The organism is Anaerolinea thermolimosa (assembly GCF_001050195.2).
GTDB lineage: Bacteria > Chloroflexota > Anaerolineae > Anaerolineales > Anaerolineaceae > Anaerolinea > Anaerolinea thermolimosa.
In genome coordinates this window covers 803438-819685 of sequence record NZ_DF967965.1, presented here as the reverse complement: position 1 = coordinate 819685, position 16248 = coordinate 803438, and the positions used below count along the sequence as shown (strand labels likewise).

At 54.6% G+C, this 16248-nt stretch carries 11 protein-coding genes and 1 other RNA gene; 5 read left to right on the top strand and 7 right to left on the bottom strand.

Annotated features, from left to right (window positions below):
* Positions 1-156 precede the first annotated feature (156 nt).
* The 4 genes from ATHL_RS03805 to ATHL_RS03790 all read left to right on the top strand — a co-directional run bounded on the left by ATHL_RS03805 (position 157) and on the right by ATHL_RS03790 (position 5735).
* Complete coding sequence (locus ATHL_RS03805; protein WP_062189965.1) at positions 157-1170, top strand: LacI family DNA-binding transcriptional regulator; 1014 nt, start codon at positions 157-159, stop codon at positions 1168-1170.
* A 93-nt stretch (positions 1171-1263) separates the two neighbouring features.
* The gene (locus tag ATHL_RS03800) at positions 1264-3186 is read left to right on the top strand and encodes a GGDEF domain-containing protein (protein ID WP_062189963.1); all 1923 of its coding nucleotides are present in this window, start codon (positions 1264-1266) and stop codon (positions 3184-3186) included.
* Between the two features lie 147 nt (positions 3187-3333).
* On the top strand, positions 3334-5127 hold the full coding sequence (locus tag ATHL_RS03795) for an aldehyde ferredoxin oxidoreductase family protein (protein ID WP_062189961.1): 1794 nt from the start codon (positions 3334-3336) through the stop codon (positions 5125-5127).
* A complete protein-coding gene (locus ATHL_RS03790; protein WP_062189959.1) occupies positions 5124-5735 on the top strand; it encodes a class II aldolase/adducin family protein in 612 nt (203 codons plus the stop codon). Before ATHL_RS03795 ends, ATHL_RS03790 begins: the two co-directional genes overlap by 4 nt.
* Before the next feature lie 68 nt (positions 5736-5803).
* On the opposite strand, the gene ATHL_RS03785 is transcribed toward ATHL_RS03790, so the two are convergent.
* The 4 genes from ATHL_RS03785 to ATHL_RS03770 are packed head-to-tail and all read right to left on the bottom strand — an operon-like array spanning position 5804 to position 11256.
* Positions 5804-6973 (bottom strand): lipocalin-like domain-containing protein, encoded by a 1170-nt coding sequence (locus tag ATHL_RS03785; protein WP_062189957.1) that lies wholly within the window; start codon positions 6971-6973, stop codon positions 5804-5806.
* Complete coding sequence (locus ATHL_RS03780; RefSeq protein WP_062189955.1) at positions 6966-9521, bottom strand: FtsX-like permease family protein; 2556 nt, start codon at positions 9519-9521, stop codon at positions 6966-6968. The genes ATHL_RS03785 and ATHL_RS03780 overlap by 8 nt, the downstream gene beginning before the upstream one ends.
* Positions 9518-10270, bottom strand: coding sequence for an ABC transporter ATP-binding protein (locus ATHL_RS03775; RefSeq protein WP_062190115.1), 753 nt, complete (start codon positions 10268-10270; stop codon positions 9518-9520). The genes ATHL_RS03780 and ATHL_RS03775 overlap by 4 nt, the downstream gene beginning before the upstream one ends.
* A 53-nt stretch (positions 10271-10323) precedes the next feature.
* Positions 10324-11256, bottom strand: coding sequence for a magnesium transporter CorA family protein (locus ATHL_RS03770; protein WP_062189953.1), 933 nt, complete (start codon positions 11254-11256; stop codon positions 10324-10326).
* A 187-nt stretch (positions 11257-11443) separates the two neighbouring features.
* Between ATHL_RS03770 and ssrA the strand changes: the two genes are divergently transcribed.
* Positions 11444-11835, top strand: a transfer-messenger RNA (tmRNA) gene (gene ssrA, locus ATHL_RS03765).
* A 41-nt stretch (positions 11836-11876) separates the two neighbouring features.
* Here ssrA and ATHL_RS03760 read toward each other — a convergent pair.
* The 3 genes from ATHL_RS03760 to ligA are packed head-to-tail and all read right to left on the bottom strand — an operon-like array spanning position 11877 to position 16131.
* Complete coding sequence (locus ATHL_RS03760; RefSeq protein ID WP_062189951.1) at positions 11877-12884, bottom strand: pyruvate kinase; 1008 nt, start codon at positions 12882-12884, stop codon at positions 11877-11879.
* 14 nt (positions 12885-12898) lie between these two features.
* Positions 12899-14098, bottom strand: coding sequence for a class I SAM-dependent rRNA methyltransferase (locus tag ATHL_RS03755; RefSeq protein ID WP_062189948.1), 1200 nt, complete (start codon positions 14096-14098; stop codon positions 12899-12901).
* Positions 14095-16131: an NAD-dependent DNA ligase LigA gene (ligA, locus tag ATHL_RS03750; RefSeq protein WP_062189946.1), complete on the bottom strand. Its 2037-nt coding sequence runs from the start codon at positions 16129-16131 to the stop codon at positions 14095-14097. The genes ATHL_RS03755 and ligA overlap by 4 nt, the downstream gene beginning before the upstream one ends.
* Positions 16132-16248 lie beyond the last annotated feature (117 nt).

Below are 16248 nucleotides of genomic sequence, written 5' to 3'. Positions count from 1 at the left end.
ATTACTGACTCAACTATATTCCAAACTGACAACGTTGTCAATCACAAAAGATATCGCTGTCAGATGATTTTCATCCCCAAACACCCGCTTCTCAACTCAACAGGGGGGCTTTCTTCGACTATAATTCTGGTAGGTAGGAGGGAGGAGCCATACACCATGCCAGCCACAATCAAAGACGTAGCCCGCATGGCCGGGTGCTCGATTAAAACCGTGTCAAGAGTCATCAACGGAGAGCCTTACGTCTCTGAAGAGACGCGCGCCCGCGTTCAGGCAGCTATTCGTGCGGTGGGTTATGCCCCAAATATCTCGGCCCGCAGGCTGGCCCAGAACAAATCGTTTATGATCTGTATCCTGCTTTACCCGGGTCTCCTCCAGCCTTCTTCGGCTATTCTTTCCCGGGTCATGGATATTGGCTACGAAGAGAATTATGATATCCTGATCCAGCCCTACTTCCCGACCCATTCCCGCTCCAAACGTAAACTCGTCAGCCTGATCAGCGAACAGCACATCGACGGATTTGTCACCACCCCGCCCTGTGATGCCGAGGATTTTGTCGCCGATTTACTCGGTACGTATAAAGTGCCGCTGGTGCAAATCAATCCGTTCCACCGTTCCGATACCATTCCCTTCGTGGCCGGAGATGACGTGCTCGGAGCCCGGCAGGTGACGGAGCACCTGCTTTCCCTGGGGCATCGGCGCATTGCTTTTCTCATGGGCCCACGCAACATGCGCGCCAGCTTTGACCGCCTGGCCGGGTACCAGAACGCCCTGCTTGCCGCAGGCCTGCCGATTGATCCCACCCTGATTCGGGATTCGGAATTTACTTTTGACGGTGGGTATACGGCCACCCGCCTGTTGATGGACCTGCCCTCTCCCCCCACAGCGATCTTCGCTGGAAACGATGAGGCCGCCTACGGGGTGATCTTCGCCGCTCACGAAATTGGCCTGCGCATCCCCGATCAATTATCGATCTGCGGATACGACGATTTTGCCATGTCCAAAAATATCTGGCCAGGCCTTACCACCGTACATCAGCCGCTGGAAGAAATGATCGAATCGGCCACGCGAGCCTTGATCCGCATCCTCAAAGGCGAGGCTCTGGATTCCAATCAGATCATCCTCCCTTCAGCCCTGGTATTGAGGGGGTCAACCGCTCCCCCACCGCGTTGACTCTTTGCAAGTTTCTTAAGACATTCCACCCCAATATCACGTATAATATTTCAAATTATTACTGCAATCTAACTGCAGAAGGGTTTCAGGGGGATGGATCCAACCATCATCATTACCACAATCTCAGCCATCATCCAGGCCGTCGTCGCCTACCAGGCATTCCGCCTCATACCTGTTGCTTCCTGGCAGAAAGAATGGAGAATATTCTGTGGTGTTTTTGTAGTGATTGCCCTGCTCAAAGGGCTTCAGGTCGTTGTTTATCTGCTTCCTCCTTCGAGTGAACCCCTTTCACCCACCCTTGAATGGGGGCATTTACTTTTCTCTATAATCTTACTTCTGGCCATCTGGAGGCTCCAGCCGGTTTTCATTCAAACCCAACGCTCTGAAGATCTTTATCGCCTGTTTGTAGAGAATTCCACCCAGGGCCTGGCCGTATTTCAACAGGCGCATCTGGTGTTCTCAAACCACGCCCTCAGCTACCTCACCGGCCTGCCGCCCGAACAAATTCACGGAATGGATGGCAACCGCTTCAGCCAGTGTTTTCATCCCGATGATCGTGAAAATGTCCGGCGTCTTCTCCAGACAGAAGACCTGGAATCACCCTCGGTGCGCAGGGAAGTACGCCTGCTGAATCGGCGTGGGATGACCTTCTGGCTGGAGTTATACGTCAGCCGGGTGACGTTTGCCGGTCATCCAGCGCTTCAATTAACCTTTATCAACATCACCGACCGGAAAAAAGTCGAACAGGCTCTGTATGAAAGTGAACAACGCCACCGAATCATTTCTCAACTCACCTCCGATTTCATCTATTCCGCCACAGTCCATCCCAACAATGAAGTGCAAATTGATTGGGTGAGCGGAGCGTTCGAACGAATTACAGGCTTTCAATTTGAAGAACTGTCTGCGGTCAGAAAGAGCTGGAGATCTCTGGAACATCCCGAAGATCACCTGAAGACGGTCGAGGCTTATACCTTTGCCCTTTCCAACCAGCCGGTCGTCATCGAGTACCGAATTCTTTCGAAACATGGTGAGATCATCTGGTTGAGAGACTATCTTCAACCCATCTGGAGTGACGAAGAACAGCGCGTCACCCACATTTTCGGCGCCGTTCAAGACGTTACCTCCCGGAAAATTGCCGAAACCGCCCTCAAAGACTCCGAAGCGCGCTGGCGGGGCCTGGCAGAAAATGCGCCCATTATCATCCTGACCATTGACCTCCACCGGCACATCAGCTGGATGAACCGGCCTTTCATCAAGACCGCTGGCGAAATCATCGGTAAGGATATCTTTTCTCTGCTCCCCCCTGGCGTAAGGCCTGCCTTCCACCGCGCCGTAGATGCCGTATTCTCAAGCGGCAAGCCCCAGCGCATGGAATTCGAACTGCCCGAGCCATCAGGGTTCGTCTATTATGAAGTGATCCTTGGGCCAGTGCGCCAGGAAGGCCAGATTACATCCATCATCCTGGTCATGACAGATATCACCGAACGGAAGGCCACGGAAGAACAATTGAAATTCCTCAGCAACCATGATGCCCTCACCGGCCTCTTCAACCGTGCATTTTTTGAAACAGAGCTGGAACGCCTGCAGAACAGTCGTTTGTACCCGGTGACCATTGTGATGATTGATGTGAACAACCTGAAAAACACCAACGACACTTACGGCCATGCCGCCGGTGACGATCTGCTCCGCTCCATCGCTCAGGTGATGCGAGAATCATTCCGCTCTGAAGACATTATCGCCCGAATCGGGGGGGACGAGTTTGCCGTCCTTCTTCCGGCCACCGGTCAGGAGACCGCCCAGGCCATCTTACGTCGCCTCAATGAAAAGGTCAACGCCGTGAATGCCGCCACCCAGGGATTACCGATCAGTCTGGCTATCGGGGCAGCCACCAGCCTGGCCGGAAGCCGCCTTGTCGACGTGATGAAAGAAGCCGACAACCTGATGTACGAAGACAAGGCCAGGAAAAAAGGCACGGGGCCCCTTCGCCGCGATAACCCCCAACCTCCACACAATTGACCTTTTCTAAGGCTCCGCGAATCCTCCCCGGGTGAGAATTCACTTTCAAATGATTTCATTCACTTTCTAAACATTATGATAAGATAGAAATCGTAAAATCCCTCGGAGTGTTTTTGATTTAACCATAAGCAGAAGGAGGTAACTCTCATGGGTGGCTGGATGGGAAAAATCCTGGATGTCAACCTCACCAGCGGTGAAATAACCATCAAACCGCTGGACATGGAAATGGCACAGCAGTATCTGGGCGGGCGCGGATTGGGAGCGCGACTGCTCTGGGATGAGGTCGGGCCAGATGTCGACCCGCTATCAGAGCGCAATGTTCTCATTTTTACCACCGGGCCGCTCACTGGCACCGGTTATCAAACCAGCAACCGCTTTTCGGTCAGCACAAAAAGCCCCCTCACCGGCACCGTGCTGGATGCAAACTCTGGCGGGTACTGGGGAATGCAGTTCAAACGTACCGGCTTTGATGGACTCATCGTACGTGGTAAATCGCCCAGCCCTGTGTACCTGGAAATTACCCCCGCAGGAGTACACATTAAAGATGCCTCTGGTCTCTGGGGAAAACGGGTTCGTGAGACCACTTCTCTGCTGGGGCAAAACAACAACCGCCGCAATGTACTCTGTATTGGGCCAGCCGGAGAGAACCTCTCTCGCATCGCTGCCATTATGAACGATGGCGAGCGAAGCCTGGCGCGGGGTGGGCCAGGGGCTGTCATGGGAAGTAAGAATCTCAAAGCCATCGTGGTTGAGGGTAAAGACCGCCCCGAAGTCCTCGACCAGGAACTGTTCAAGTTCATGCTGTACGAAACTCGTAAGCTCCTCAAAGCCAGCCCCCTTACCAGCCAGGCCTTACCCGAATTCGGCACCGTGGTGATGATGAACATTGTCAATGCCGTGGGAGCTCTCCCTACCCGAAATTTCAGGCAGGCTCAATTTGAACACGCCGAAGATATTTCTGGAGAGACCCTCAAAGAAAAGTATCTGGTTAAAAATACGGCCTGCTGGGCCTGCCCCATCGGCTGTACCCGGGTGAGCAAGACCGACAAAGTGGAAGGCGAAGGACCGGAATACGAAACGACCTGGGCGTTTGGAGCGCAATGCGGGATCAACGACCTCGCCGCCATCATTGAGGCCAACACCCTCTGCAATGATCTGGGCATGGATACTATCTCTGCCGGATCAACGATCGCCTGTGCTATGGAACTCAGCGAACTGGGATTGCTCGACAGCGACCTCCGGTTCGGGCGGGCAGACCTTCTCGCCCCTACTCTTGAAGCCATGGCATACCGGCGCGATGTAGGCGCAGAACTGGCTGATGGCAGCCTGCGGCTTGCAACCAAAGTGGGACGACCTGACCTCTCAATGTCGGTGAAAGGCCTCGAAATGCCCGCCTATGACCCGCGCGGGATGCAGGGCCAGGGCCTCCTCTATGCCACCTCCAATCGCGGAGCCTGCCACATGCGCGGCAATATGCTCGGGCTGGAAGTGCTTGGCCTCCCCAAACTGATCGACCGCTTCCAGGTGCAGGGGAAATCATCCTATGTCATCCTTCACCAGAACGCCGCGGCGGCAATCGATTCACTGGTGATCTGTAAATTTACGAATATGGGTGTGGCCGAGGAGTATTTTGCCCGCGCACTCAGTGCCATCACCGGGATCAAGTACGCCACGGGTGATCTGATTCGTGTCGGAGAACGGGTATGGAACCTGGAACGGTTGTACAACCTCCGCGAGGGATTTACCCGCGCCGATGATACCCTCCCGCCGCGTCTGTTGCAGGAGGCCATTCCCGATGGTCCGAGCAAGGGGTGGGTCAATCACCTCGAACCCATGCTCAAAGAGTATTACCGCGCGCGAGGATGGGATGAAAACGGCGTCCCATTGCGCACAAAGCTTGAAGAACTTGGTTTAAGTGAATGGATGGAGGTGGCCGCATGATCGACGAGCGTATTTATGAACAGTTCTGCGAGATTGGCCGTGATCTCTACACCGCCGGGATGATCAGTTCACACGGTGGGAATATCAGCATCCGCGTGGGTGACCGGGTGATCATCAAGCGGCGAGGTGCCCAGCTTGGACGGCTCAAGCCCCATGACCTGATCGAAACTGGCCTTTTCAAAAACGATTCGGGGGTTGCCCTGGCATCCACCGAGCTTTTAGCCCACCGCACCATCTACATGCGCACCCCTGCCCTGGCCATCGTCCACTGCCATCCCCGTGCGGCCATCGCTTTTTCCCTTTCACGCGATGAAATTGTGCCCATTGATAACGAAGCCTCCTATCTGCTGAAGAAAGTCCCTGTCATCACTGAAGAGTTTGCCTCAGGCACGCCTGAGATGGCCAATAAACTGGCCGACGCTCTCACCGCTTATAAAATTGTCATGCTGCGTGGGCATGGTAGTTTTGCCATTGGTCAAACCCTTGACGAAGCCTTCCACTGGTCAACTACCCTGGAAGAGTCCTGTCAGATCGCCCTCTGGGCAAAACTGATCAACGAACCCTTTATCGAATACCGGGGAATGAGCCAGGGATACACCAGGTGGTGAGTCACCCGGGGGCGGTCTGAACGAGTATGTTCAGACCGCCCTTTTTTATCCAATCCCAACAGCCTCTCTCAGAATGTATTTTCCAGGCTTTGCGCGTACCCTGTCAGCTCCACATAACCACTTCCCTCAACACGCTCCCCTGACCTTTCCCCCTCAACCAGGACTGCCCCCTCCCAGTAGACAAAAGACACATTTAATTCCTGGTCAGCAAGCCGGGGACGAACCCGAAGCACGAGACCCTCCGAAGGCACCTCAATCACCCATGCAGATGGATACACCCCGCCCGAATGGGGGCTCTTCCAGGTGTCCTCCACCCTGATTGAAAAATCCTTCACGCCCAATCGGCGTGTACTGCCGTCCTGGCGGATCACTGTGCCGCTCGAGTACGGGTCAACATCCCCATCCTGGCGTCGGATCGTATACATCATTAACTCTGAACCGTCCTGTAGTTGAATAGAAAACCAGTCCCAGCCTACCTGCCCCTGACTCAACGCGCTGGTACCAAATTCATGATCCATCCAGCTCAGTCCGCTCACCGTATATCGAACACCGCCCACCTCCAGTGTACCCCGGCTCACCAGACGAGTCTGGCTGATGTAATAGGAGGCATTTCCGGCTTCGTCGCCCTTCTGGCTGTACCCTCTGTCTCCCTGTAAAACGGGGCCTTTAACATCCTCAAGTTCAAGAGCAAGACGAAGATCCCCCTCGTTCGCTGCAAGGTGGAATTTCCCCTCCATCGTTTGTTCAACCTGCCAGTCGTCCAGCCACACCCGAAAAACCGGTTCTCCCTGTGCACCGGCCAAACCTCCCGCCCCGCGTTGAAAGCGTTCAAAGTACTGAAAACGCTGGCCTTTCTCATCTGCCAGGGCAAAGTGCGCCATGTAAACCTGATCTGTCGCCCATGCCGACTCTCGCGGCAACTGCTGAGCCGGTGCAAGCAACCCGCGCCGGAAAAACGTGAGCTGGAAACCAAATACGCGCCCTTCGGTCGTGCTCAGGTTTCCAGTGAAGTACCACCATTCCGTCTGGAACGCCTCGTGTGCCCCATGATCGCGCGGAAAAACAAACGCGCGCGGTCCTTCAGCACGCATAAAATTGCCGGGGCTGGCTTTTAACCCTTCCAGCCGCGCGCGCACCTCGGCTGTCCCAGGGCGAGGAGAAAACGCCAGCCCGGCCATTCCCAGAACCCCTCCTGCCAGCAAGAACACCAGGAACCAGCGCAGCCATCGCCTAGTCATACCGGATCGTCTCCGCCGCTGACATCCGGCTGAATCGCACCGCCGGGATGACTCCTGCCAGTAATGCCGCTACCAGTGCCACAAGCAATCCCTGTAAAAAGGCGGCTGGCTCGGCAGAGAGCTGAAGTGTCCACCCGAAGGAACGTTTATTGATCACATAGATGAGAATCACCGCCAGCGCGTAACCCGTCGGCATGGCCAGCAGTCCAGCAGCCAACCCCATCAGTCCGGTTTCTAAAAACACCATACGCCGAAGCTGAGCAGGGGTGAATCCCAGCGCGTGGTAAATACCAGTTTCGCGCTGTTTTTCAACCTGGAGCAGGAATAGTGCGCTCAACACTCCGATAAAAGCGACCACAGTGGCCTGAATCCGCAGGGCAACCGTGATGGTAAAGGTTCGATCGAACACCATTAATACATCCCGGCGCAGGGTACGATTCGCCCGAATAACCAGCGGCTGTTCAGCGGCCAGGGCATCCTGTAAATCTCGCACCACCTGGTCGGCGTCGATTCCGCTTGCCAGCCGCAATCCTACCGAAGTTACCGCCTTATCCTGCCAGAGCTCACGGTAGGGTTTCATGGCCATCAACATGGTTCCTTCGCTGGAGGCATAATCGTAATAAACCCCCATTACCCGGAACGAATGCCAGCCCTGTGGAGTGTTAACCTCAATGACCTCACCGGGGTTTCGAATACCCAGTCGGTTGGCCAGCGGTTCTGACACCAACACCTCACCCGCCAGCAGGCGTTCCCAGACCTGGTCACGCTTTCCATCCAGGAATACAAACAACCGTTCGTACCCTACCGTTGAATTATCCGTGGCCGACAGGTTGACTTCCCCCACCCGCGATTGAACACTGGTTGATCGCAACGTATCCACACGCTCCACACCTGGCCAGGTGCGTAAACGGTCTATGACTTCCGGCGCAACCGGCGACATGGGCATGGCAGCGGTGTAGATAGGCCCTGAAAGATAAATATCACTGTGCAGGGTCTCATCCAGCCAGAGAATCACCGTCTTGCGGAAGCTATCGATCATGATCGAAACCCCTATGGTCACCGCAATCGCTACCATAAGCGCCGTGACCGTCACCGAAATCCGGCTCAGCGAGGCCAGTAAACTCCGCGGTGCTACACGCCCCACCAGCCCGAAAACGCGTCCTGTTAATGGGGAGACAAGTTTAACGAGTAACATGACCGCCAGTCCGGTCAATAAAGCGGCTCCAAGCACCGCAAGCAGCGTTCCAGCAAACCCGGTAAGCACGCCGCCCTGAGCCCGAAATACCAGCACAGAAACCCCGATCAACCCTCCTCCAGCCAGAGCAGACCACCACACCCTCCCACGGGTTGTGCTTTCCCAACCAGAACGAAGCAAAGCCACCCGCGGCGGCACTGAGGCGGCCTCCCATGCAGGAATTGCGGCAGTAATCACCGTGGCCAGCAGACCAGCCAGCGCTCCCTTAACCAGGCTGCTTACGGCTATTCCTTCCGCTCGGACAGTCGTGGTGAAATACAAATCGTTAATCGTTTGAGAGACAAGCTGAACAGTGCTCTTCCCAAGGAGTATGCCCAATCCAACCCCGGCCAGAGATCCAACAAGGCCCACAGCAACAGCTTCAAGCACTACCATGCCGAAAATTTCTCTCCGGCTGACTCCTAAACAACGCAGGGTTCCAAAAAGGTCCCGTCGCTGTACCACCGAAAAGGTCATGGTATTGTAAATGAGAAACAGCCCCACCACCAGCGCGAGTAAACTGAGCGCGGTCAGGTTGACCCGAAAAGCCGCCGTCATTTGTTCCAGGGTGGCACTGCGAGAAGATGCCGGCAGAACCAGCAGGCCCTTCGGCAGTGTTTTTAATTCGGGCAGTTCCGTCGACGGAAGGATCAGGTCTACCCGGGATAGAAAGCCCACTTTACCGGTTAATTCCTGAGCAGTAGAAATATCAGCAAGAATGACCCCCTCCAGGGTACGCCTGCTCAAATCATCGGCGGCGTCCAGAAGGCCCACCACCTCCGCCTGCCGGATCTGCCCTCCCACAGCCAGGGGGAGCTTTTGTCCAATAGCCACGTCATAGCGCTCCGCCAGAGACCGCGAAAGGATCACTGCGCCGGGGTGACTCAGAAAAGCCGCCAGGGCATCCAGTGAGAGGCTGCCTTCCTGGCCGAGAAAGGAGCGAAAAGCTCTGTCCGCAAACGGATCAATCCCCAGAAGTTGTAGAGGGTACCCTCCCAGCCGGGGTGAAGAAACATACTCGGTAATCACGGGGGCTATCGGATACGAAAACCCCGAAAGCTTGAGCCTGGTATAAACCGCATCGGGCACACCCGGCGGGCCGCCGACAATCTGGTGAGTGGCTTTACCGGTAAGGGTTTCAGTGCTGAGCTCAAAAGCCCGCGCTGCACTGGCGTTGGCCAGGTCGATTGAAATGACCACGGACACACCCAGGGCCACTCCAAGGATCATCAAGGCGCTCTGCCGGGCATGGCGCAGGAGATAACGTAACCCCACCATCCACAACACGGACGGAAAAAGCCCTGCAAGCTTCATTTGTGTCCATTCACCGCCACCAGGCGGCCCTCGTGTAATGAAAAGACCCGATCAGCAAAAGAAGCCGCCTCTGCCGAGTGTGTCACCAGAATCATGGTCTTTCCTGACCCACGGGTCAGACGATCGAGCAAGGCCATCACCTGCTGGCCGGTTTCTTCATCCAGATTCCCCGTAGGCTCATCCGCCAGCACCAGTGCGGGGTTATGCACCAGCGCACGAGCAATCGCTACCCTTTGCTGCTCCCCTCCCGATAAACGATCCGGGAAAGCCTTCTCGCGTCCTGCCAGTCCAACTTCAGCCAGCAATCCACGCGCCCGGTTGAAATCCGCATTTGAAGTCAGGTCGTTCAACTCCAGTGGAAGGATGATATTTTCCCAAACGGTCAGAGTGGGAATGAGGTTAAAAAACTGGAAGACAAACCCAATCCTCTGTCGACGGAAGATCGTTCGCGCCGCTTCATCCATACCGGTCAGGCGAACCCCCTCCAGGAAAATCTCCCCGCAGTCTACGCGATCAACTCCACTGATAAGGTTCAGCAGGGTGGTCTTCCCGCTGCCGCTTTTCCCGAGAATAGCTACCATCTCCCCCTTGCATACGGCTAAACTCGCCCCCTGCAAAACAGTACGGACCTGAGCACCTTCAGGGTAATGCTTACATAGGTCTCGAATCAACAAATAGGGAGCATCCAACGGCTCCATGGAGGGTGGTTGTTCCCTTAGAGTGATTTTTTCCGGTACAGGCCTGCTCATGCTCGCATTGTACCAGCCGGAATGCAAATCAGACAAGTTTTGTATAATCCGACCTAAAACCAGTCGCGCTTCATGAAGAGATAAATGACAATGCCTGAAAAGGCCAGAAAGATCAACACTACATAAAGCGCCGCCAGCGGATGATCCTCAAAAGGCAGGTGTACATTCATGCCAAAATAGCTGGTGACAATGGTCGGAATGCTCATCACGATGGTGATTGAGGTTAAGAATTTCATCACCACGTTGAGGTTGTTAGAAATGATTGAAGCAAACGCATCCATCATCGAGCTGAGAATGTTGCTCGAAATCCCCACCATTTCAATCGCCTGCTGGTTTTCAGTAATCACGTCCTCCAGCAAATCTTCATCTTCAGGAAACGCCTTGAAAATCTGCCAGCGCTGAAGGCGCTCCATCATCACCTCGTTTGACTTGATCGCCGTGTTGAAATACACCAGACTCTTCTGGTACTTCAACAATTCGAGAATTTCACGATTGCGCTGAGAAATCGTGATCTGATCTTCAAGAGTATCTACAATACGATTGATTTCTCGCAGATAGGCCAGGTAGCGATTGGCGGTTGCCAGCAGGATCCGCAGGGCAAATCGGTTGCGTTTGGCAGTTGATAGCCCTTTGAGCCGCCCGGAACTCAGCTCGGTCGTGACGTCGTTTTGCATACGACAAATCGTCACCACAAACCGATTACTCATAACCACTCCGAGCGGGATGGTTGTGTAGGGAATATCGGTTTTCACTCCCTGAAAATACGGAATCCGCAGAAGAATGAGAAGCGTGCCGTCATCCTCTCTTTCGGTACGCGAGCGCTCATCCAGGTCGAGAGAGTAGGTGATAAAGTCACGCGGAATACCCATCTCCAGCAGTTCATCAATTTCGGATGACGCTGGATCAATGACATTGATCCAGCAACCTGTTACCACCTCGGGGATCACTTCCAGGCCGGTTTCAGTGTTTTTGTAAATAGTAATCATGAGCGCCCTCCCACCTGAGAAATGTACGCCTCACGGCGCAAATTCTGATTCTACCTGATAACCCCCTTTTTGCCCCTGTTTCCATTTCACCGGTTTTTCCCTTTTTTGGTCCACCTGTGTCACTTCAGTATTTTGTTGCCCTGCGGTTGATCCGACAGAGTAGAGTTATGATATAATCAAAGTGTCCGGGGATGATCGGCTTCGACGGGAGAGGCTGATTCCAGACTGCGAGCCGAGAGGTACCGACCTCGTAAAATCAGTACAAAAAATCAAGTGCCAACCGCACTTACTCCGCCCTCCCGCTGGCTGCTTAATCCAGCCTTCGGTGGCAAATCACCCCTCGGGGTGACGTCTGCCGGCCCCGCTCCCTGGCCGGAGGTCGAGCAGGCGTGACAAAGTCAGGGTGCTGCCCGTGAGTGTCACGTAACGGGCAAAAGAGGGCTTTCGGGCCTGAGTGACTGGCCGGTGTTCCTGTCTGCTGTTCCTGGGAATGCCGGTGAGATTCAGGAGCAGCTACGCTCGTAGATGTCTGCGGATCGAATCTTTCGGACGCGGGTTCAATTCCCGCCATCTCCACTCTGCAAGCGGCGGACTCGAGTTATCATCCGCCGCTTTTCATTTTATCCATCCCTCGAGCCTGTCGCGGGCTGAAAAGATCGAAACATTGCCGCCGCCCGACAGGCCTCCACCGGATTCTTCCCGATAGCTGTTTCATCGGAAAGTACCAATCCTGCATACCCTGCTTTGATCGCCTGATACAGGGCCACTACTTCCGCCCGCGTTGGGGTTGTGTGGTGTGTAAGGTGCTCCAGAACCTGACCGGCGACAAACACGGGCTTTTTAAACTCACCCAGGTTCATCTCAAAACCATAGGCCAGCTCGGCCATGGCGGGTAATCCCTGTTCGGCTCCCAGGTCACCCCGGCAAAGCCAGAGAGCATCTGCATGTTGAGAGATTGACTTCGCCCCCTCCACGGCGCTTTTGCGCTCCAGCTTGGCAATCAGGTAACGTTCCTCTCCCATCAGAGACCGGTAAACCTCCATCTCCATGGCATCTTTAATGTAAGAGATGGCAAAGTGAATCCATTCCTCCGATGGAATTCTCTGCAGAATCGCACGGTCTTTCTCACATAATCCCTCTGTGCGAAAGTCTCCTCCTGAGAGGGTAATTCCTTTTCGCGGTTCAATCCATCCGCCCAGCAAAACCCGGGCAACTACCTCGTCCTCATCCCATGAGGATATTCGGAGAATGGATCGGGCATCATTAAGAAGGATTTCTTTCGCCGAAAACCTCACCGCGCGAAAGAAATCCGCATGAGGAACAGGCAGGGCGTCGGGGATCTGCGCCTTTGTTGCAGGAACAATTCGGACTAGCTTTCCTTCCTTTAACTCAAATGGCAGAAACTCTCCCAGGCGCCATTTACTCCCCTGCAAATCAAGGACTACGGGCAGCCATATCCCGAATTTCAGGCGAAACGCAGCCAATCTTATCATCCAGGCGTCAATCTCATCCAGTGAAAGATGAGAAGTATTCAGGCGAAAAGCCGTGGCCCCTGCTTCCGCCATGGCCAGCCAGGTTTCTTCAGAAGAACTTGCCGGACCCAGCGTGGCTACAATCGAATAATCCATCGCATCTTTCCCGGTCACTGTTTCACGCACACCAGGCCTTTAAGATATTCCCCTTCCGGGAAATACAGGCTAACCGGGTGATCTGGCCCCTGGGCAAGCCGTTCCACAACCATCATTTCAGCACCGGCATCTACCGCCGCGCCTGCCACTATTTTTTGAAACAACGCCGGCGAAATCCCCCCCGAACAGGAGAAAGTGAAAAGCACCCCGCCGGGCCGCAAAAGTTTGCACGCCAGCAGATTAATATCCTTATATCCACGGGCAGCACGTTCAGCCTGAGCCACAGTGGGAGCAAATTTAGGCGGGTCAAGCACGATCAAGTCAAACGATCGTGCCTGGTCACGGAATTTTCGCAACACCTGAAAAACATCCCCTTCCAGCCATTCCGCCCGATCTTCCGGCAAGCCGTTTAATGCCAGGTTTTGCCGGCCTGCCAGAAGCGCCTCCCCGGAGCTGTCAATCGAGAGGACGTGACTGGCCCCTCCCGCCAGCGCCGAAAGAGTGAATCCTCCGGTGTAGCAAAAACAATTCAACACCTCTCTACCCTCAGCATAAGCCTTAAGGCGAGCACGGTTGCGCCGCTGGTCAAGGTAAAAACCGGTTTTTTGCCCGGTCTGCACATTAACCTCGTACCGAATACCTTCCTCGTAAATCATCAATCGCTCCGGGGCGTTCCTGCCGGATAACAGTCCCGTACGCTCAGGCAGGCCCTCCAGACCGCGCACATCCACATCCGAGCGCTCAAAGATCGTTTCAATACCGGTTAACTCCACCAGCAAGCTCACCAGATCTCTCCGCCAGTATTCGGCCCCACTGCTCAAAATCTGTACCACCAGGACATCCGCATATCGATCAACCACCAGCCCTGGCAGCCCATCCGATTCCCCGTGTACCAGCCGCATGGCATTGGTTTCTTCTGGAGAAATGAGTTTTTCTCGCCATCGGAGTGCAGATTTCAGCCGCTCACGGAACAAGTCCGGGCCAATTTCCTCTTCCTTCTGGAATGACCATACTCGCGCCCGAATTTGAGAAACAGGGCTGTACCCGGCCCAGGCTAAGAATTCCCCTCCTGCACTGTACACCGCAACGGTTACCCCTGCCGCTGGCTCACCCACTACCCTGTCCACTGCACCCGAGAATACCCAGGGATGCCGCTGGATAAGGGATTTTTCCCGGCCGGGTTTTAAAATCAGCGCTGGTGTGGTCGCCTTCATTTCGATCGTTGCCCGACCAGAGCCATGAAGCCCGCTTCATCAATTACAGGCACCCCTAGCTGACGTGCCTTATCCAGCTTGGAGCCAGCAGCCTCACCTGCCACCAGATAACTGGTATTTTTACTCACCGAGTCAGTCACCTTACCACCCTGTTGTTGAATAAATTCCTTGATCCCCTCGCGGGTAAAACTGGGTAACGTGCCAGTCACCACAAAGGTCAACCCCGCCAGCGGCTTTGGCCGTTCCTTTTCTTCCTCTTCCATTCGACTCACCGGCCACACTCCAAGTTGTTTCAAGCGCTGAATGAATTCCCGATTACCGGGGCGGGCAAACCAATCAACGATAGATTGGGCTGTATTCGGCCCAACCCCTTCAATCGTCATTAACGTTTCCACGGTTGCCCTGGATAACGTTTCCAGGTCGGGGAATACTCGCGCCAGATCGGCGGCCATCACTTCTCCCACCCCGCGAATTCCCAGCGCGTTAATCAACCGTGCCAGCGGTCGGCTCTTGGAAGCCTCAATCGCCTGCAAAAGATTTTCCGCCTTTTTATCGGCAAATCCTTCCAGCTTGAGAAGCGCTTCCTTCGTCAGCGTATAGAGATCTGCCGGGCTTTTAACCAGCCCCGATTCCACCAGCTGTTCCACAATCTTAATTCCCAACCCTACGATATCCATCGCGCCGCGCGAAACAAAATGCTCCAGATTGCGAACCAGCTGCGCCGGACACGCCAGGTTTACACAATACCAGGCCACTTCTCCTTCCAGGTGTTCAACCGGTTGCCCACAGGCAGGGCATGTAGCAGGGGGAATAAATTCTTTTTCATCTCCGGTGCGTGCCTCTACCACCGGGCCAATCACATACGGAATGACCTCCCCGGCCCGTTTCACCAACACCCGGTCACCGATCCGGATATCTTTCTCCTTAATGTAATCGAAGTTGTGCAACGTTGCCTGCCTGACGACCACCCCGCCAATTTCCACCGGTTCCAGAATGGCATACGGTGTCAGCACCCCTGTGCGCCCTACATTCACGCCGATATCGATTAACCTGGTAGTCACTTCACGCGCCGGGAACTTGAACGCCAGTGCCCCGCGTGGGTCTTTCCCCACAAACCCCAGCTCGGCGGCAAGCTTTAAATCGTTGATTTTAATGACAATTCCATCCGCCTCATAAGGCAGCGTATCACGCTTTACCCACCAGCGTTCTACCGCGGCAAGCACTTCATCCAGGTTAGCACAGTATTCAACGTCAGAGGAGACAGGCAGGCCCAGCCTGCGAAGATACTGGAGCAATTCCCACTGGGTCTGTGGAGTGGGGCCATCGGCAGCAACAATAGCGTAGGTTAACAGGGTCAGAGGTCGGCTGGCTGTGAGGGCCGGGTCAAGCTGGCGCAGTGACCCGGCGGCAGTGTTTCGCGGGTTGAGGTAAGTTCGTTCACCTACCTCCTCCAGCCTTTGATTGAGAGCCTCAAAATCTCGAATATACATGAATGCTTCACCCCGAACCACTAAAAAACCGGGGGGTTGGGGGCCTTCAGGATCAACCGGTATGCGCAACGGCAGCGCCCGGATAGTACGTAAATTGGCAGTAATATCTTCTCCCACTTCACCATCGCCACGGGTAGCTCCCTGCACAAACACCCCATCCCGATAGGTGAGTACCACGGTTAGACCATCGATTTTTGGTTCCACCACAAAATCTGCATAACGAACCCGCTCATCCAGCCTGATCAGACGCTCGATCCAGGCTTTCAGTTCATCCACTCCATATGCGTTTCCCAGGCTCAGGATTGGCGCAGGGTGGCGTACTTTAACGAATTTCTCCGCAGCGGCGGCACCCACCCTCTGGCTGGGAGAGTCGGGAGTAATCCATTCCGGGTGCCTGGCTTCAATCTCCTTCAGGCGCTGCATGAGACGGTCATATTCATAATCGCTGATGATCGGTGCATCCAGAACGTAATAACGATAATTATGGAAATGGATTTCTCGCTTTAACCGCTGAAGCTCTTCAAATTCTGAATCTTCGGTCATGCTGCCTCCCCGTAGCCCCTGAAATCATACACCGATTCGACCATCTGTCAGAACAATTGTACCATTCCTGGCGAATCTTGATAAATCCATGACGTTCATCACTGCCTCACCTTATTG

Coding starts and splice junctions, on each gene's coding strand:
- ATHL_RS03805 (WP_062189965.1), top strand. CDS start 157: ATGCCAGCCACAATCAAAGACGTAGCCCGCATGGCCGGGTGCTCGATT.
- ATHL_RS03800 (WP_062189963.1), top strand. CDS start 1,264: ATGGATCCAACCATCATCATTACCACAATCTCAGCCATCATCCAGGCC.
- ATHL_RS03795 (WP_062189961.1), top strand. CDS start 3,334: ATGGGTGGCTGGATGGGAAAAATCCTGGATGTCAACCTCACCAGCGGT.
- ATHL_RS03790 (WP_062189959.1), top strand. CDS start 5,124: ATGATCGACGAGCGTATTTATGAACAGTTCTGCGAGATTGGCCGTGAT.
- ATHL_RS03785 (WP_062189957.1), bottom strand. CDS start 6,973: ATGACTAGGCGATGGCTGCGCTGGTTCCTGGTGTTCTTGCTGGCAGGA.
- ATHL_RS03780 (WP_062189955.1), bottom strand. CDS start 9,521: ATGAAGCTTGCAGGGCTTTTTCCGTCCGTGTTGTGGATGGTGGGGTTA.
- ATHL_RS03775 (WP_062190115.1), bottom strand. CDS start 10,270: ATGAGCAGGCCTGTACCGGAAAAAATCACTCTAAGGGAACAACCACCC.
- ATHL_RS03770 (WP_062189953.1), bottom strand. CDS start 11,256: ATGATTACTATTTACAAAAACACTGAAACCGGCCTGGAAGTGATCCCC.
- ATHL_RS03760 (WP_062189951.1), bottom strand. CDS start 12,884: ATGGATTATTCGATTGTAGCCACGCTGGGTCCGGCAAGTTCTTCTGAA.
- ATHL_RS03755 (WP_062189948.1), bottom strand. CDS start 14,098: ATGAAGGCGACCACACCAGCGCTGATTTTAAAACCCGGCCGGGAAAAA.
- ligA (WP_062189946.1), bottom strand. CDS start 16,131: ATGACCGAAGATTCAGAATTTGAAGAGCTTCAGCGGTTAAAGCGAGAA.